Source organism: Kaistia soli DSM 19436 (assembly GCF_900129325.1).
Classification (GTDB): Bacteria; Pseudomonadota; Alphaproteobacteria; order Rhizobiales; family Kaistiaceae; genus Kaistia; species Kaistia soli.
Window position 1 is genome coordinate 1,672,186 of the sequence record NZ_FQUP01000001.1, and the last position, 16,871, is coordinate 1,689,056.

The following is a 16,871-nucleotide window of genomic DNA, read 5'->3' on the forward strand; positions in this document are numbered from 1 at the left end:
GAGGCAGCAGCCGGGCCTTCTTTGTTCCTCCGGCCTGTCATTGCCGGGTCAAGCCCGGCGATGACAAGCTGATGGGCCGGCGTGCGTCGGCTCAGGAATCCGGAACGGCCGGGCAGGCGAAGACGAACATGGCCGGGACAAGCCCGGCCATGATGGTGAGCGCTTTTCGCGCGAAGTGGCAGATCAGGTGATGGAACCGACGACGCCTTCGATCAGGTAGTCGGTGCCCCAGAGGCTCGGGTCATAGAGTTCGATCGTCGTTGGGCTGATCAGCTTGCCGGTGTTCGACTTGATCGGGCCGATGAAATAGGGCTTGCCGGCCTTGAGGTCGGCGATCGCCGCGAGGGCCGCCGCCTTGGCGGGCTCGGTCGCTCCGGGGCCGAAGGCCGTGCTCGCCACCATGTCGCGGTCATAGCCGCCATAGTTCTCGTTCGGCAGCTTTTCACCCTTGGCCAACAGGTTGGCATAGGCCGTGTAGACGGTGCCCCATTTCAGCTCGGCGCCGGTGATGAAGCCCTTCGGCGCCAGCGACGACTGGTCGGCATTGTGGCCGCAGCTCATGATGCCGCGCTTTTCGGCCGTCTCGACGATGACCTTCGGGCTGTCGACATGGCAGGCGATGATATCGCAGCCAGCATCGGCAAGCGCGTTGGCGGCCTCGGCCTCGCGCACCGGCAGCGACCATTCGCCGGTGATGATCAGCCGAACTTCGGCGTTCGGATTGACCTTGCGCACGCCCGTCGTGAAGGCATTGACGTTGCGCAGCACAAGCGCGATCGGCTTGGCGGCGATGAAGCCGATCTTGTTCGACTTGGTCGACAGGCCGGCAGCGATGCCGTTCACATAGTGCGCCTGATCGAGATAGCAGAAATAGCCGCCGAGATTCATCGGGTGCTTTTTCGGATCCCAGAGCGACGTCGGATGACGGAACTCGACATCGGGATATTTCTTGGCGGCGGCGATCATGAAGGGATCGAAATAGCCGAACGAGGTCGGGAACAGGAGGCTCGCGCCGTCGAGTTCGATCATCGATTCCATGGTCTTCGAGACGGCGTCGGTCTCGGGGACGTTTTCCTCCTCGACCACCGTGACGCCCGGAATGGACTTCAGCGCCTGCGCGCCGACGGCATGGGCCTGATTCCAGCCGAAATCATCACGCGGCCCAACATAGATCAGGCCGATCGTCAGCTTGTCGGCCGCCTTGGCCCGGAAGGGCAGGGCGGAGGCGGAAAGGCCGAGCGCGCCGATGGCCGCGCCCTTGAGCAGGGTTCGTCTCGAAACTGTGGTCATGGCAGGTCCCTCTTGATCTCTCTGGCTTGGCGTCGTGGATGGCGGTTGCCGGAAGGTCGGCCGCGCGCTTCTGCGGCGCGTCGGCTGAAGCGGTTCGGCGGATCGTTCCCGGTCCGCCGATGGGTTGAACTGCGACGCGTCAGACGCTCGCAATGGGGGCGAGCGGCAGATAGCGCGCCAGGATCTCGCCAATATCGGGCTCGGCCGGAGCCTCGCCACCGACGCCGCGCCGCTCGACCAGCGCGACATGATGCTCCATCGACGTCGCCGCGCGTGCCGCATCCCCGGCCGCCAGCGCCTCGATGATGGCGCGATGCTCCTCGATCGCGCATTCCGACTGATGCGGCCGGCCGAACACCGAAAGGATCAGCGAGCAGCGCGAGACCACTTCGGCCACGTAGCGGGCAAGTAGCGGATTGCCGCTCATGCCGGCGAGCTTGACGTGAAACTCGGCTGCGAGGCGTATCGTCGCCTTGCTGTCGCCGCCATGGGCCGCCTGCTGCTCCTCCGAGAGATGTGCCGCAAGGCTCGTGGCGAAACCGTCATTCCATTTCTCGGCGACAAGCCGCGCCACCTCGCGCTCCAGGCATCGGCGCACCTCGAAAACCGAGCGCGCTTCCTCGAGGCTTGGCCGGGCCACCGTCGCCGTCCGCTTCACCTGCATGTCCACGAGGCCATCGGCGGCCAGGCGTTGCAGGGCAGCCCGCACGATGGTGCGGCTGACGCCGAACTGCGCGCCGATGCTGTCCTCTGGCAGCTTGGTCCCCGGCGGCAGCGCCTGGTCGACAATCGCCTGCTGCAGCACGGCATAGACCCGGCCGCCGCGACCCGACGATGCTGTGCTGCCGTTGCGCTGCACTCTCGATTCTCAATCACTCATTGCGGAGCTCATTTCTAGTATACTGAAATTCTCTGTTCAAGTATCCGCGATGCTGAAAGAAATCTCAGTATTTGCTTGGGATTTGGGCAGATTGATTTGGTTTTCGGCAGCGAGCGATAGCTTGGATCGCCTGACTGGCGTTATCAGTCGCGCAATCAAGTATACAAGACTGGGTGGTAGCGCCTGCGCCGATGCGTTGGTTGACCGTTCATTAAGGCGTTCGCTCGCATTGTCCTGATATGTCGAGTGGTGTTGCGTTGCGTATCGGGTCGGTGATTGCCCTCATCTCGCTTGCGGGATGCGCGCTCAACTTCTTCGACGAGCGCGAAGCCTGGCGCGACCAGACCGAGCGCGCCTGCTACCAGCAGAAGCTGGTGGTGCCGAGCTATTTCCAGGAGCCGTCGCGCGAGATCGACGGACGCGGCGCTTGCGGCATCGAGCAGCCGCTGCGCGTGAACGCATTCGAGTCGGGTGTAGTCTCCGTCGGTGGCTCCGAAGTCGTGCTTGGCTGCATGATGACCTACACGATGGAGAAATGGATCCGGAACGCCGTCCAGCCGGCGGCGCAGCAGCGCTTCGGCATGCCGGTCACCGAGATCCTGACCATGGGCACCTATTCGTGCCGCTCCCGCAACAATCGCCATGGCGACAAGCTCTCCGAGCATGCCTTCGCCAACGCCTTCGACGTCGCCGGCTTCCGCCTTGCCGACGGCCGCACGATCCGCGTCAAGAGCGACTGGCGCAACGGCGACCCGGTCTCGCAGGCCTTCCTGCGGCAGACGCTCATTTCCGCCTGTGACTATTTCACGACCGTGCTCGGGCCGGGCTCCAACCGGTTGCACGAGGACCATATCCACATCGACCTCGCGCATCACAACGCCGCCGGGACGTCGCGCTACTGCCGGCCGAAACTCGAGATGCCACCGCCGACCTTCGACCCGAACGCGCCGATGGTCAGCCTGCCGCCCGCGCCCGGCACAGCGCCAGCGGCCTCGATGGAACAGCGCACCTTCACCTATCGCTGGGATGACCAGCTCGGAACGCCCGACGCAACCGTGACGGGTACGGCGAATTCCGCGGCGGTGGCGCCCGCCGTCCCGGCCGACGACGGCGCGCCCGTGCGCCTGCCGCCTGCCAGCGTGCCGCTCTCCTACGCCGAGTGACGCCGGCACCTGGTCCGGCGTCCGAAATCGCTCAGTGAATGGCGTCACAGACAGTCCGTGGCGGCTCCCCTAAACGGGCGCCATCAACCACGGGGAACCATGATGAACGCCATCAGCAAGATCTATGTCGATGAGAGCCGCTACAACCTGTACACGATGCCGCATAAGGCGCTGCGCTATGCGCAGATGCAGATCTCGATCCGGCTCGGAGCGATCGACGGCGAGGATGACGCGGCCGTACGCGCGCTTGTCGGCGACATGCGCGCCCTGATCGGCGCCGGCCGCGGCCATCTGCATCACGAGAACGCCCACATCCACGAGGTCATCGAGGCGCATCGGGCCGGTGCGACGGACCAGCTCGCCGACGATCATGAGCATCACGAGCGCGATTTCGACGAGCTCGAGGCGATGCTGGACGCGATCGAGGCGGCTCCGGCGGCGAGCCGCCCCGCGCTGCTGCGCGCGCTCTATCTCCGCTACTCGCTGTTCATCGCGGCTGACCTTCAGCACATGGTGGAGGAGGAGACCGAGACGCTTGCGTTGCTGCACACCCTCTTTGGCGATGATGAACTCAGGGCGATCGAGCAGCGGATCGTCGCGTCGATCGATGCGGACACCATGATGGGCTTCCTGCGGCTGATGATGCCGTCGATGAACCATGGCGAGCGGATGGAAATGCTCAGCGGCATGCGCGCCGGCATGCCGGCCGCCATCTTCTCGGCGGTGTTCGATGGCGTGGTGCGGCCGTCGCTCGGCGAGGCCGAGTTCCGCCGCCTCGCCGCCGATCTCCGCCTCGCGGCCTAGGGTCCCTACGCGTGACCTCAACTTGTGTTGTGTCTTCGGGGGCGATCGGCTGCGCGACGCGTTATGGGGGCAGAGGACGGTTCGCCATGTGGTAGAGCACGATGCCCTACCACGGCCCTCTCTCCGGACCGTGCCGAGATGCAAGCGGAGATCGCCATGCGCGCCATTGCCTATTCCAAGTCGCTGCCCGTTGAAGACCCAGAGGCGTTTATCGAGATCGTGCGCGATCAGCCTGAGCCCGGGCCGCGTGACCTAATCGTCAAGATCGAGGCGGTCTCGGTAAACCCTGTCGATTGCAAGGTTCGTAAATCGGGCGATCCCGAAGGCGAGCCGCGCGTCCTCGGCTTCGACGCTGCGGGCACGGTGGTTTCGGTTGGCACCGAGGCCCAGCTCTTCAAGCCTGGCGATGCGGTTTTCTATGCCGGCTCAATCATGCGGCCCGGAGCCAATTCCGAGTTCCACGCCGTGGACGAGCGGATCGTCGGCACCAAACCGGCAAGCTTGGATTTTGCCGCTGCCGCCGCACTGCCTCTGACGGCGCTGACGGCTTGGGAATTGCTGTTTGACCGGATTGGCGTCGTGCCTGGCATTGCCACCGACTCCCGCACGCTGCTGATCGTCTCTGGTGCCGGCGGTGTCGGCTCGATCGCCATCCAGCTCGCCCGAGCCCTGACCGGGCTCACGGTGATCGCGACGGCGTCACGGCCGGAGTCGGCGGAATGGGTGAAGAGCCTCGGCGCTCATCACGTCGTCGACCATGCGCAGCCGCTCGGCCCCCAGCTCGCCGCTCTCGGGCACCCCGGCGTCGACATCGTGCTGGCCTTCGGGGGGACCAAGCAGCACGCGGCCGCGATCGCTGGCCTGGTCGCTCCGGAAGGCCATATCGGCCTGATCGAAGGCGCGGATGGATTTGGGGCGGCCGAGTTCGGGACGATGTTCCAGAAATCGGTCGGCCTGCATCTCGAACTGATGTTCACACGCTCCCGCTTCGAAACGCGCGATATCGAGAAGCAACACGCGATCCTTGATGCCGTGTCCGGGCTCGTCGACGAGGGCAAGATTCGAACGACGCTCACCAAGACGCTCGGGCCGATCAGCGCCGCCAATCTGCGCGAGGCGCACCGTTCGGTCGAGAGCGGCCGGATGATCGGCAAGGTGGTCGTCGCCGGCTGGTGAGAACGTCGAATCGGGTCTCGGCCCTAGAGCTCTCGTATGATGCGAGGCGCTTTGCGGATCGACGCGAGGTCAAGTTCCAGTTCGACCTCGCGCGATGGAATCCAGGCCCCCACAGTGAAGCCTCCAAACGCCAACACCGACAAGGTCGATGTATTTCCAATAAAGGGAGTTCTGAATACATCTGGGACGAAAGTGTCGTGCAGAAAGAACTCGACATATTCGCCCGCCTTTAAGGATTCGGTTGTCGGATCGCCTTTGACGAAGAGATTGACCCGAACCCATTCTGGCGAACTGAATGAGCTGAATGTGGCGCTCAAACTAAAGCCTCCGGAGCTTTGCGCGCCGCCGAAACGTCCCTTATTCGGATCTTGCTGGTCTATAACCGGAAGGTTCGCGGCTGGCGCCGGCAGAGCTGGTGTCTTCACGTCAACGTGCCCGGAAAACCCTTCGACCAAGAGTTCGATCGACCCAATTCGCTTCTCCAAAGCGTTGAGTCCGGAGCTTACGTCTTGAGCGAATTCGACGTTGACACCACCCGCGCTGAGCGACCGTATGAAGGGCCCGAGTTCCGCTAGCAAAAGCAGCGCGATCGCGATCGCAATCAACGAGACAATGCCGGTCGAAATATCCGTCGTTGTCGATCCATTACTTAGCAAAACCTGCAGCACGACGGCTGCACCCAGCAAGAGATAGGAGATTACACGTAGGGTCCTCGTATTCTCACGGGTCATTGGTTACAGCCTCTATGAGTGACGTAGTTACCCTATATCAAATTGGTTGCATCTAATCCACAAATGCTCTCTATGGTAGATGGTTCGATCAGCTGGGCTCGCCATATCCCCCGCCGGTCGGCGTGGTGACGATCACTGCTTCGCCGGGCTTCAGCACGGTCTGGTCGCAGCCATTCAGCGGCTCGATGCTGCCGTCCTGGCGGCGGACCTCGGTCTTGCCGAGCTGGCCGGGGTCGCCGCCGAACAGTCCGTGCGGGTGAATCTTCCGGTGGGAGGCGAGGATCGCGAGCTGCATTTCTTCCAGGAAACGCAGCGTGCGACGGGTGCCGCCGCCGGCCGACCAGCGGCCGCGCCCGCCGGAGCCCTCGCGGATGTGAAAATCCTCGAGCAGCACCGGGAAACGGAATTCGAGCACTTCAGGATCGGTGAGACGAGAGTTGGTCATGTGGACATGGACGCCATCCGTACCGTCGAAGCCACTGCCGTCGTTGAAGACGCCGGCCGGCGCGCCGGAGCAGAGCGTCTCGTAATACTGGTAGGTGGCGTTGCCGAAGGTCAGGTTGTTCATCGAGCCCTGCGAGGAGGAGAGCGCGCCGAGCGCGCCGAACAGGGCATTGGTGACGTGCTGGCTCGTCTCGACATTGCCGGCGACGACTGCCGCGGGATAGCGGGGCGCCAGCATCGATCCTTCCGGGATGATGATCCGGATCGGCCTCAGGCAGCCGGCATTCATCGGGATGTCGCCCTCGACCATGACGCGGAAGGCATAGAGCACGGCGGCGCGCGTCACCGGCTCCGGCGCGTTGAAGTTCGTCGCCTGCTGCGGGCTCGTCCCGGTGAAATCGACCGTGGCTTCGCGCTTCTCGCGGTCGACGGTGATCTTGACCTTGATCACGGCGCCCTGGTCGGTCTCGACGGTGAAATCCGAATCCTTCAGCGCGCCGAGCACGCGGCGGACGCTCTCGGCGGCGTTGTCCTGGACATGGCCCATATAGGCGGTGACGGTCTCAAGACCGAAATGGCCGACCATGCGGGCGAGTTCCTGCACGCCCTTCTCATTGGCGGCGATCTGTGCCTTCAAGTCGGCGACGTTCTGGACGACGTTGCGGACCGGAAAAGGGTGGCTTGTCAGGAGTTCGACGAGCTCTGCCTCGCGGAAATGGCCGCGATCGACGAGCTTCAGATTGTCGATCAGCACGCCTTCCTCGTCGACGGTGGTGGCCAGTGGCGTCATCGAGCCGGGCGCCGATCCACCGACATCGGCATGATGGCCGCGGCTGGCGACGAAGAAGAGGATGGTCTCGCCGTCGTCCGCGAAGACCGGCGTCACGACGGTGATGTCAGGGAGATGCGTGCCGCCATTATAAGGTGCGTTGAGGGCGTAGACGTCGCCGGGGCGCATCATGCCCTCGTTCTGCGCGATGATCGTTTCCACCGAGCGATCCATCGAGCCGAGATGAACCGGCATATGCGGCGCGTTGGCGACGAGGCGACCGGCGCTGTCGAAGACAGCGCAGGAGAAATCGAGCCGCTCCTTGATGTTGACCGAATAGGCGGTGTTCTGGAGCGTGACGCCCATCTGCTCGGCGATCGACATGAAGAGGTTGTTGAACACCTCCAGCATGACCGGGTCCGCCTCGGTGCCAATCGCCCGCCGGCGGGTCAGCGCTGCGACACGCGTCAGTACGACATGGCCATGGCCGGTGATGGCCGCCTGCCAGCCCGGCTCGACGACGATGGTCTGATGCGGCTCGATCAGCAGGGCGGGGCCGGCGATGACGGCGCCGCGTGGCAGGTCGGCGCGGAGATGGATGCCCGCCTCGTGATCCGAGCCCGCCGAATGGATGGTGATCATCTCGACCGGTTCGGGGTGCGAGGCCGGCGCCTCTTCCAGCGGTTCGGCGATCCGCGCGCCGCCGCCGACCGCCTCGACCTCGAGGCTTTCCACGACAATCGCCTTGCCCTCGAAGACGAAGCCGAATTGCCGCCGGTGCGCCGCCTCAAAGGCGGCGATGATGGCGGCGCGGGCGAGCCATGCGGCGGGTCCGGTGGCGTCCTTTCGCATCACCTCGATCGGGATCGGCGTGTCGGTGCCGTCGTAGCGAAGATGCGCGCGGGCAAAAACCGTGATCGCGGAATCGGTTACGCCCTGTCCTGAAAGTTCGGCGACAACCTCGTCTTCAAGTGTTGATTCAAGGGCTTGAAGTTCCGATTCCGCGGCATCGTCCAAGTGCTTGACCAGCGCGCGGCTGCGATGAGCCCGGATGTCGGCGAGGCCCATGCCATAGGCCGAGAGAATGCCCGAGAACGGATGGATCAGGACGGTCGTCATGCCGAGACTGTCAGCCACCATGCAGGCATGCTGGCCGCCGGCACCGCCGAAGCAGTTGAGCACATAGGCCGTTACGTCATGGCCGCGCTGGACCGAGATCTTCTTGATCGCGTTCGCCATGTTCTCGACGGCGATGTGCAGGAAACCGTCGGCAATCTCTTCGGGCCTGCGCCGGTCGCCGATCTCGGCGGCAAGCGCCTCGAACTTCTCCCGGACGATCGCCGCATCGAGCGGCTGGTCACGCCCCGGACCAAAGATGCGCGGAAAATAATCCGGCCGGAGCTTGCCAGTCATGACGTTGGCGTCTGTGACCGCGAGCGGCCCGCCCCGGCGATAACAGGCCGGGCCGGGATTGGCGCCGGCCGAATCGGGACCGACGCGGAAGCGCCCGGCTTCATAATGCAGGATGGAGCCGCCACCGGCCGCGACCGTGTGGATGCGCATCATCGGCGCGCGCATGCGCACGCCGGCCACCTCGGTCTCGAAGGAGCGTTCGAGCTCGCCGTCATAATGCGACACGTCCGTGGAGGTGCCGCCCATGTCGAAGCCGATCACCTGCGAGAACCCGGCTTCCGCAGCTGTTTCCACGGCAGCAACAACCCCGCCGGCCGGGCCGGAGAGGATCGCATCCTTGCCCTGGAAGAGTTCGGCGGCGGTGAGTCCGCCCGATGACATCATGAACATCAGCCGGGTTGCGGGTGCGTCGCTCGTCGCGCCTTCCGAAAGCGCGCCGGCAACCTCATCGACATAGCGGCGCAGGATCGGCGAGAGATAGGCGTCGACGACGGTGGTGTCGCCGCGGCCGACCAGCTTCATCAGCGGCGAAACCTCGTGGGAGACCGAAACCTGCGTGAAGCCGGCAGCGCGCGCGATGCGGGCGGCAAACTGTTCGTGCTGGGGGTAGCGCCAGGCATGCATGAAGACGATCGCCACGGCGCGGATGCCGTCGGCGTGAGCCGCCGCCAGCGCCGCTTCGATCTCGTCGGTCCTGGGCACGGCCTCAACGGTTCCATCGACCCGCACGCGCTCCGTGATCTCCGCGACCCGTTCATAGAGTAATTCGGGCTTGACGATCTTCTTGGCGAAGATGTCGGGGCGCGCCTGATATCCGATCCGAAGCGCATCGCGGAAGCCGCGCGTGATCAGCAGCAGCGTGCGATCGCCCTTGCGCTCGAGCAGCGCATTGGTCGCAACCGTGGTTCCCATCTTCACGGCGCCGACGAGACCCGTCGGGATCGGTGCGCCTCGATCGAGGCCGAGCAGATCGCGGATGCCCTGGATGGCCGCATCACGATAGGCGCCCGGATTTTCCGACAGCAACTTGTGCGCGACGATGCCGCCATCCGGCCGCCGTCCGACAATATCGGTAAAGGTGCCGCCCCGGTCGATCCAGAAATCCCAGTTGCTTGCGGTTCCCGCCGTCATCGCCACCCTCATGCGCACTGCCCGATCGTTCATCCAAGAACCACGCACCCGGCCGTCGCTGCAAGTCGGACGCGTTGCGGCAGAGCCGTGTCGGGTGGTCTCGCATCGGCGCGTGCGATGCATTATGTTGGCGCGCCATGAGCATCTGGCGCCGCCTCGGCGATATCATTCACCGGATTCCCGGTTCCTGCGTCCTGATCGACCATGTCGTCGAGGCCGTCCGTTCGACCTTCGGCACCTCGGCCGAGCGGCGTCATGCCGCCTTTTCGATTTCGATGATCGCGTTGTCGGCCAAGATGGCCAAGGCCGATGGCGTCGTCACGGGCGACGAGGTCAACGCTTTCAAGCAACTCTTCGAAATCCCGGACGGCGAGAAGCGCAATGTCGCTCGCCTGTTCAACCTCGCCAAGCAGGATGTGGCCGGGTTCGAGGCGTATGCGCGCAAGATATCCGGGCTGTTCGCCGAGGGTGCCGAGATCTTCGAAGATATCGTCGACGGCCTGTTTCACATCGCCAAGGCCGACGGCATGGTCCATGAGGCGGAACTCGAATTCATCGCCCGCGTCGCCCGGGTGTTCGGGCTCACCGAGCCGGCTTTCGCGCGCATCAGCAGCCGCCATGTCGTGCCGGAGGAGGGGGATCCCTATCTCATCCTCGGCATCGACCGCGCCGCTACCAACGAGGACGTCAAGCGGCACTATCGCCGGATCGTCGCGGAGACCCATCCCGACAAGCTGATGGCGCGCGGCGTTCCGGCCGAATTCATTGCGATCGCCACGGCAAAGCTCGCCGCGCTCAACGGCGCCTATGACCGGATCCGGCAGGAACGGGCGTTTGCATGATCGGATATAGCGACCCGGCCGCCATCTGGCGGCCGTCGCCGAATTTTGGCGTGCGGGCAGAGGGCACCGAAACGGACCTGCTCATCCTGCACTATACCGACATGGGGACGGCAGAGGCGGCGATCGACTGGCTCTGCGATCCCGTCTCGCAGGTGTCGTGCCACTATGTCGTGGCCGAGGACGGCAAGATCACGCAGCTCGTCTCCGAGGCCGACCGCGCCTGGCATGCGGGCGTCTCGTCCTGGCATGGCGAGGGCGACGTCAACTCGCGGTCGATCGGCATCGAAATCGCCAATGCCGGCCACGACCATGGCTATCCCGATTTTCCTACGCCCCAGATCGACGCGGTCATCCACCTTTGCCGCGACATCATCGCGCGCCACCCGATCAAGCCGCAGGGTGTCCTTGCCCATTCCGACGTGGCGCCGGCGCGCAAGCGCGATCCCGGCGAGAAGTTTCCCTGGCCGCGGCTTGCCGACGCCGGGGTCGGGCATCTTGTCGCGCCCGAGCCGTTGTCGGGAGGCCGCCTGCTGCAGCGCGGCGATGTCGGCTTCTCTGTTGGGGCACTGCAGGCCATCCTGATGCTCTACGGCTATGGCATCGACGTCACGGGCGAGTATGACGACGGCACGGAGCAGGTGATCGCGGCCTTTCAGCGCCATTTCCGCCCCGAACGGGTGGACGGCATCGCCGATGCGTCCACCGTCGCGACGCTGCATAAACTCTCCCGCGCGCTGGCGCCTCCGAACATGCGGACGACGGCTCTGGCGAAGGGTCGGTAACGGTTCCCTCGATCACGGGATCGTGAACACGGCCCTATCCGTGACGTCTCATTGCCTCATTTCGGGACAGTTCCGCCGCGATTGGCAGGGGCATTGTCAACGATGTGAGTGCTCCTCCCGTATGAAGACGTTCTGCGTAACCGGTCTCGCCGCGGCTCTCTCCCTTGCCACGGTTGCGACTGCGCCTTCCGCCGCCTTCGCCGGTTCAGCCCGGCTGCTTCCTTCCAATTCCGTCCGCATCGCGGCTGCCGATCGCAGCGATGGGCGTTTCGACAGCCTCATCGCCAGCTATGCCAGCGCCAATGGCGTCCCGCTTTCGCTGGCCCACGCCGTCGTGACGGTCGAGAGCAACTACAATCCGAAGATGCGCGGCCGGGCCGGCGAAATCGGCCTGATGCAGGTGAAGCTCGGCACGGCGCGCGCCATGGGCTATCGCGGCTCGGCGAAAGAGCTCTACGAGCCCGCCACCAATATCCGCTACGGCATGATGTATCTCGGCGAGGCCCGAAAGCTGGCCGACGGCGATCTCTGCGGCACCATCCTCAAATATAATGGTGGCCATGGCGCGAAGCGCATGAGCCGCGGGCCTCTCGCCTATTGCGGCAAGGTGCGCCAGCTCATCGCCATGAATTGAGCCAGCTTGCAGCCTGGCTTCGGAGGCGGCGGGGTTGACCCGCTGCCCCATCCCCCATAGGTGCTGGCCTGCCAGCTGGCTGGACGGCCGCTCCTGCAAGATCGAAAGGTCGCAGGAGAGGAAAGTCCGGGCTCCATGGAAACACGGTGCCGGATAACGTCCGGCGGGGGCGACCCCAGGGAAAGTGCCACAGAGAGCAGACCGCCCGGGAAGCCTTACGAGGCAGTCCGGGTAAGGGTGAAAGGGTGGGGTAAGAGCCCACCGCGGGCCCAGCAATGGGAACGGCATGGCAAACCCCACCGGGAGCAAGACCGAATAGGGGCGGCACGGGCGCAAGCCCAGTCTGTTTCCCGACCCGCCGCCCGGGTTGGTTGCGTGAGGCGTCCGGCAACGGGCGTCCAAGATGAATGGTCGTCACGCGGTGGTTCGCCACCGCCCTACAGAACCCGGCTTATAGGCCAGCTGGCGCTGCCTTTCGCTGAAGATCCCGACGATGAGCGGGGCCATCGCGGCGCTGTCGCGAGGTCCGGGCCGCAGCGCGACGGCCGGTTCACCGGCGCTTTTGCGCTGCTGAGCGGACGCCTTGGGCCTGATGCATGCTGCAGTCTGCGCATGGGCAGAATTCCCACGGTTCGCCCACCCGCCCATCACGGCGTCCGCTCCATCTCCTCCGACTTGTCCACCGGCGGTCTCTCGATCGAGCGCTCGGACCCGTGCGTGCCGAAACGCAGGCAGCGCAAGGATTTGCAACGGAAAATTAAGCTTAACGACTTCATGGTTTTCCACGGCCGCAGCCTGGCCGTGGAGAGCGATTCCATTGACGCCCATGTCCTCCCATGGTATCCCAAATCGTCCCGGTACGAAGGGGTCGCCTTCGGCATTCACAGCCGTGCTTTCGACCTCATTCGCGTCCCGGGCGAGCGTTTCCAGTTCGCGTCCGTGGGTTTTCATCCGTGCTCGGCAGCGGGCCGCGGAACGGGACGTCGCGTGTTGCATCCGGAGCGGTCAGAGGGGCAATGGACGAGTTCGTTTCCACCTTCACCAACCGGCTGGATTCGAAGGGACGCGTGTCGATTCCGGCGCCGTTCCGCTCCGTGCTGATGCGTGACGGTTTCGAGGGGCTCTATTGTTGTCCGACGCTGGATCAAAATGCCGTGGATGCAGGGGGCAATCGGCTCCGGGAGCAGATCCGCGCCATGCTGGCGCTGTTCGAGCCGTTCTCGGAAGATCACGAGCTGCTCTCGACCACGCTGATCGGCGAGAGCGAAATCCTGAGGGTCGATACGGAGGGGCGCGTCGCGCTGCCGGAAGCTATCAAGGCGCATGCCGGGATCGGCGATACGGTCACCTTCGTCGGCCAGGGCTACAAATTCCAGATCTGGGAGCCGGAGCGCTTCCTTGCCTATCGCGCGGAAGCCAAGAACCGGGTGCGCGAACTGCGCCGCCGGCTCGGTGGCCGGCGCGAGGCAGGGGGCACGGAATGAGCGATGCCTCAGGCGCCACGCCGCGCCACATCCCGGTCATGCTCGCCCCCGTGCTCGCCGCGCTCGGAGCCCAGCCGGGCGAAACCTTCATCGACGGCACGTTCGGCCTCGGCGGCTATACACGCGCGCTGCTCGACGCCGGCGCCAATGTCGTCGCCATCGACCGTGATCCGACGGCGATCGCCGGCGGGGCAGGGCTGGTTACGGAAGCCGCCGGCCGGCTGACCCTCGTGGAGGGGCGCTTCAGCGAACTCGATGCCATCGCGAACGACGCCGGTTTCGCCTCGGTCGATGGCGTCGTGCTCGATATCGGCGTCTCCTCGATGCAGATCGACGAAGCGGAGCGCGGTTTCTCGTTCCGTTTCGACGGGCCGCTCGACATGCGCATGGCGCGGAGTGGTCCGAGCGCCGCCGACATCGTCAACACAATGCCGCCGCGCGAGCTTGCCCGCATCCTGTCCGTGCTCGGCGAGGAGCGGCGCGCTGGCGCCGTGGCCCGCGCCATATCCGAGGATCGTGTCGCGACGCCGTTCGTCTCGACGGCGCAGCTCGCCGGGCTCATCGAGCGCGTGGTGGGCCGCAAGCACACCGACACGATTCATCCGGCGACGCGCAGCTTCCAGGCGCTGCGCATCTATGTGAACGAAGAACTCGACGAGCTCGGCGCTGCGCTCGCGGCAGCCGAGCGGATCCTGAAGCCTGGCGGCCGTCTCGTGGTGGTCTCGTTCCATTCGCTGGAGGACCGCATCGTCAAGCGCTTCCTCGGCGATCGCTCCGAGGAGCGGGCCGGCGGCTCGCGCCACATGCCGGAGCGCAGCATCGCCGCGCCCACCTTCCGCCTCGCCGCGAAGGGTCCCCAGGTCGCCGATGATGCCGAGATCGCGTCGAACCCGCGCTCCCGGTCCGCCAAGCTCCGTGCCGCCATCCGCACCGATGCGCCGGCGCGTCCTTTCGACCCGGCAGCCGCGGGTGTTCCGTCGCTGCCAATCTTCAAGGCGGAGCGAGCGTGATGAAGCGCGGCTGGAGCTTCTTCTGGGTCGGTCTGATGATCGCGGTCGCGGTCATCACCTATGCAATGAAGGACAGCGCCGGCCGGGCCGCCGACCATGTGATGGATCTGCGCGCCGGCATCGCCCGCGAGAAGCAGCAGCTCAATCTGCTGCGGGCCGAATGGGGCGTGCTGGATCAGCCGTCGCGGCTGCAGTCGCTGGTCGAGCGCTACAACAGCTATCTCGAACTGAAGTCGCTGGACGTGCGCCAGCTCGCGACGATCGCCGATGTGCCGGCCCGCCCGGCGGATGCGATGGAAACCGGCGCCGACGCTGTGCCAAACGCGATCATGCGCAGCGCCGAGACGGCGCGCAAATCGGCCGCCGCCAAGACCGATTCGATCGAGACCGGCAGCATCGAGGCGCCGACACGACCGAAGGTGGTCAAGCCGCCGGCGCCCGTGCGCCGCGTCGCGCCGCCTGCGCCAAAAGCCGCTGCGCCCGCGCTTCCTGCCCAGCCTGAGACGGGATATCTCGAATGACGATGACCCTTACCGATCGTCCGGATGTGTTCAGCCGCCCCGCCGGCGCCGAACCACGCGGCGAGCCGGCCGCCGTCGTCGCGAAGCGGAAGCAGGACCAAACTCGGAACCGGGTCCTGCTGGCGATTCTCGCCTTCGGGCTTGTCTACGGCATCATCAGCGCCCGTCTCGTCATGCTCGGCCTCACCGATCCGGCCGATGCCGTGGCGCGCGGCAGCGCCGCCTCGGCTGTGGCCACGGCCCGTCCGGACATCGTCGATCGCAATGGCGAGATTCTCGCGACCGACATCCGCACTGCCTCGCTCTTCGCCGAGCCGAACAAGATCGTCGACCCCGACGAGGCGACGGAGCTGATAACGAGCGTCCTGCAGGATCTCGACGCGACGGCGCTGCGCAAGAAGCTGTCGACCAAGGCCGGCTTCGTTTGGGTCAAGCGCGAGATCACGCCGACACAACAGGCGCAGATCCACGATCTCGGTATCCCCGGTGTCGGCTTCCTTAACGAGAACAAGCGCTTCTATCCGGGCGGCCCGGCAGCCGCCCATATTGTCGGCCTGGTCAATATCGACAACCAGGGCATTGCGGGTCTCGAGCGCACGGTAGACGAGCGCGGCCTCAGCGACCTGCACAATGCCGGCTTCGCGATGAAGACCAACAGCCAGCAGCCGGTCCAGCTCTCGATCGACCTGCGCGTCCAGCATGTCCTGCGCGATGAACTCGTCAGCGCGATGCAGAAGTATCAGTCGGTCGCGGCCATGGGCGTCATGATCAACGCCAAGACCGGCGAGGTCGTCGCACTCGCGTCGATGCCAGATTTCGATCCTAATGCGCCTGTCGATGCCAACAAGCCCGACCGCCTTAACCGGCTGACCGCCGGCACCTACGAGCTCGGCTCGGTGTTCAAGAGCTTCACCTTCGCGATGGCGCTCGATAGCGGCAAGGTCAAGATGACCGACAGCTTCGATGCGCGGTCGCCGATTCGCGTCGGACGCCAGGCAATCCATGATTCGCATCCGCAGGCGCGCTTCCTGACCGTGCCGGAAGTGTTCCAGTATTCGTCGAATATCGGCACCGCCAAAATGGCGATGGCCATCGGCAGCCAGACGCAGCAGGAGTACATTCGCCGCTTCGGGCTGATGACCAAGCTGAAGACCGAATTGCCCGAGGTGGCGTCGCCGCAGGTGCCGAAGCGCTGGAGCGACGTCACGACCATGACCGTGGCCTTCGGCCACGGCATCGCGATCACCCCGATGCAGGCGGCGATGGCCGACTGCGCGCTCGTCAATGGCGGCTATCTGTTTCCTCCGACCTTCTTCCCCCGGACGCGTGAGGATGCGCTGGCGCAGGCGACCCGCGTCGTCTCGCAGCGGACGAGCGACGAGATGCGCTGGCTGTTCCGCTTCAACGGCGTCAAGGGCTCCGGCCGTCATGCCGATGTTCCCGGCTATGTCGTCGGCGGCAAGACGGGCACGGCCGAGAAGGTTGCCAACGGCCGCTATGTCGAGGGCCATTATCTCAATTCGTTCCTCGCGGTCTTCCCCATGGACGACCCGCAATATGTCCTGATGATCTCGGTTGACGATCCGAAGCCCGAGAAGCCGGGCATGCCGGCGCTCGCGGCGTGGAACGCGGCCTATGTCGCGGGCAATGTCGTCCGTCGGTCCGCTGCCTTCCTCGGAGTCCAGCCGCGGACCGAACAGGAAAGCAACCCGGACGCCATGCTTGTGTCGTATTGAGCGCCGATGGAGCCGCCCGTTCGGCTCCGTCTACTAGAAGGAACGCTCCGCATGCGACGTA

The 16,871-nt window shown here is 65.2% G+C and carries 14 protein-coding genes and 1 other RNA gene; 11 read left to right on the top strand and 4 right to left on the bottom strand.

Annotation, left to right across the window (positions count from 1 at the left end):
• Nucleotides 1-183 precede the first annotated feature (183 nt).
• Entirely contained in the window at nt 184-1,290 is a 1,107-nt protein-coding gene (locus BUB39_RS08150; RefSeq protein ID WP_073052412.1) for a BMP family ABC transporter substrate-binding protein, read from the bottom strand.
• Between the two features lie 139 nt (nt 1,291-1,429).
• The gene (locus tag BUB39_RS08155; protein WP_073052413.1) at nt 1,430-2,149 is read right to left on the bottom strand and encodes a GntR family transcriptional regulator; all 720 of its coding nucleotides are present in this window, start codon (nt 2,147-2,149) and stop codon (nt 1,430-1,432) included.
• 260 nt (nt 2,150-2,409) lie between these two features.
• Here BUB39_RS08155 and BUB39_RS08160 point away from each other — a divergent pair, with 260 nt between their 5' ends.
• The 3 genes from BUB39_RS08160 (at nt 2,410) to BUB39_RS08170 (ending at nt 5,313) form a co-directional block, all read left to right on the top strand.
• Nucleotides 2,410-3,333 carry an extensin-like domain-containing protein gene (locus BUB39_RS08160; RefSeq protein WP_084527003.1) on the top strand — a complete coding sequence of 308 codons (924 nt, stop codon included), beginning with the start codon at nt 2,410-2,412 and terminating at the stop codon, nt 3,331-3,333.
• A 102-nt stretch (nt 3,334-3,435) separates the two neighbouring features.
• Nucleotides 3,436-4,137: a hemerythrin domain-containing protein gene (locus tag BUB39_RS08165; RefSeq protein ID WP_084527005.1), complete on the top strand. Its 702-nt coding sequence runs from the start codon at nt 3,436-3,438 to the stop codon at nt 4,135-4,137.
• Nucleotides 4,138-4,293: 156 nt separating this feature from the next.
• Nucleotides 4,294-5,313: a zinc-binding alcohol dehydrogenase family protein gene (locus BUB39_RS08170; RefSeq protein WP_073052878.1), complete on the top strand. Its 1,020-nt coding sequence runs from the start codon at nt 4,294-4,296 to the stop codon at nt 5,311-5,313.
• Between the two features lie 23 nt (nt 5,314-5,336).
• On the opposite strand, the gene BUB39_RS08175 is transcribed toward BUB39_RS08170, so the two are convergent.
• Both BUB39_RS08175 and BUB39_RS08180 read right to left on the bottom strand, forming a co-directional pair.
• Nucleotides 5,337-6,044 (bottom strand): pYEATS domain-containing protein, encoded by a 708-nt coding sequence (locus BUB39_RS08175; protein ID WP_073052416.1) that lies wholly within the window; start codon nt 6,042-6,044, stop codon nt 5,337-5,339.
• 88 nt (nt 6,045-6,132) lie between these two features.
• On the bottom strand, nt 6,133-9,801 hold the full coding sequence (locus tag BUB39_RS08180; protein ID WP_139251381.1) for a hydantoinase B/oxoprolinase family protein: 3,669 nt from the start codon (nt 9,799-9,801) through the stop codon (nt 6,133-6,135).
• Nucleotides 9,802-9,938: 137 nt separating this feature from the next.
• Between BUB39_RS08180 and BUB39_RS08185 the strand changes: the two genes are divergently transcribed.
• The 8 genes from BUB39_RS08185 (at nt 9,939) to BUB39_RS08225 (ending at nt 16,810) form a co-directional block, all read left to right on the top strand.
• The gene (locus BUB39_RS08185) at nt 9,939-10,643 is read left to right on the top strand and encodes a TerB family tellurite resistance protein (protein ID WP_073052418.1); all 705 of its coding nucleotides are present in this window, start codon (nt 9,939-9,941) and stop codon (nt 10,641-10,643) included.
• Nucleotides 10,640-11,425, top strand: a complete 786-nt coding sequence (locus tag BUB39_RS08190) for an N-acetylmuramoyl-L-alanine amidase (RefSeq protein ID WP_073052419.1) — start codon at nt 10,640-10,642, stop codon at nt 11,423-11,425. Before BUB39_RS08185 ends, BUB39_RS08190 begins: the two co-directional genes overlap by 4 nt.
• A 121-nt stretch (nt 11,426-11,546) precedes the next feature.
• Nucleotides 11,547-12,059 (top strand): lytic transglycosylase domain-containing protein, encoded by a 513-nt coding sequence (locus BUB39_RS08195; RefSeq protein WP_073052420.1) that lies wholly within the window; start codon nt 11,547-11,549, stop codon nt 12,057-12,059.
• A gap of 71 nt (nt 12,060-12,130) precedes the next feature.
• Nucleotides 12,131-12,529, top strand: an RNA gene (rnpB, locus tag BUB39_RS08200) — RNase P RNA component class A.
• Between the two features lie 546 nt (nt 12,530-13,075).
• On the top strand, nt 13,076-13,543 hold the full coding sequence (locus BUB39_RS08210) for a division/cell wall cluster transcriptional repressor MraZ (RefSeq protein WP_073052422.1): 468 nt from the start codon (nt 13,076-13,078) through the stop codon (nt 13,541-13,543).
• Nucleotides 13,540-14,553, top strand: a complete 1,014-nt coding sequence (gene rsmH, locus BUB39_RS08215) for a 16S rRNA (cytosine(1402)-N(4))-methyltransferase RsmH (protein WP_073052423.1) — start codon at nt 13,540-13,542, stop codon at nt 14,551-14,553. The genes BUB39_RS08210 and rsmH overlap by 4 nt, the downstream gene beginning before the upstream one ends.
• Nucleotides 14,553-15,074, top strand: coding sequence for a cell division protein FtsL (gene ftsL, locus BUB39_RS08220; RefSeq protein WP_073052424.1), 522 nt, complete (start codon nt 14,553-14,555; stop codon nt 15,072-15,074). The genes rsmH and ftsL overlap by 1 nt, the downstream gene beginning before the upstream one ends.
• A complete protein-coding gene (locus BUB39_RS08225; RefSeq protein ID WP_073052425.1) occupies nt 15,071-16,810 on the top strand; it encodes a peptidoglycan D,D-transpeptidase FtsI family protein in 1,740 nt (579 codons plus the stop codon). The genes ftsL and BUB39_RS08225 overlap by 4 nt, the downstream gene beginning before the upstream one ends.
• Nucleotides 16,811-16,871: the final 61 nt, after the last annotated feature.

Excerpts from the sequence above, each read along its gene's own strand:
- BUB39_RS08150 (WP_073052412.1), bottom strand. The coding sequence starts at position 1,290 with ATGACCACAGTTTCGAGACGAACCCTGCTCAAGGGCGCGGCCATCGGC.
- BUB39_RS08160 (WP_084527003.1), top strand. The coding sequence starts at position 2,410 with ATGTCGAGTGGTGTTGCGTTGCGTATCGGGTCGGTGATTGCCCTCATC.
- BUB39_RS08165 (WP_084527005.1), top strand. The coding sequence starts at position 3,436 with ATGAACGCCATCAGCAAGATCTATGTCGATGAGAGCCGCTACAACCTG.
- BUB39_RS08170 (WP_073052878.1), top strand. The coding sequence starts at position 4,294 with ATGCGCGCCATTGCCTATTCCAAGTCGCTGCCCGTTGAAGACCCAGAG.
- BUB39_RS08175 (WP_073052416.1), bottom strand. The coding sequence starts at position 6,044 with ATGACCCGTGAGAATACGAGGACCCTACGTGTAATCTCCTATCTCTTG.
- BUB39_RS08180 (WP_139251381.1), bottom strand. The coding sequence starts at position 9,801 with ATGACGGCGGGAACCGCAAGCAACTGGGATTTCTGGATCGACCGGGGC.
- BUB39_RS08185 (WP_073052418.1), top strand. The coding sequence starts at position 9,939 with ATGAGCATCTGGCGCCGCCTCGGCGATATCATTCACCGGATTCCCGGT.
- BUB39_RS08190 (WP_073052419.1), top strand. The coding sequence starts at position 10,640 with ATGATCGGATATAGCGACCCGGCCGCCATCTGGCGGCCGTCGCCGAAT.
- BUB39_RS08195 (WP_073052420.1), top strand. The coding sequence starts at position 11,547 with ATGAAGACGTTCTGCGTAACCGGTCTCGCCGCGGCTCTCTCCCTTGCC.
- BUB39_RS08210 (WP_073052422.1), top strand. The coding sequence starts at position 13,076 with ATGGACGAGTTCGTTTCCACCTTCACCAACCGGCTGGATTCGAAGGGA.
- rsmH (WP_073052423.1), top strand. The coding sequence starts at position 13,540 with ATGAGCGATGCCTCAGGCGCCACGCCGCGCCACATCCCGGTCATGCTC.
- ftsL (WP_073052424.1), top strand. The coding sequence starts at position 14,553 with ATGAAGCGCGGCTGGAGCTTCTTCTGGGTCGGTCTGATGATCGCGGTC.
- BUB39_RS08225 (WP_073052425.1), top strand. The coding sequence starts at position 15,071 with ATGACGATGACCCTTACCGATCGTCCGGATGTGTTCAGCCGCCCCGCC.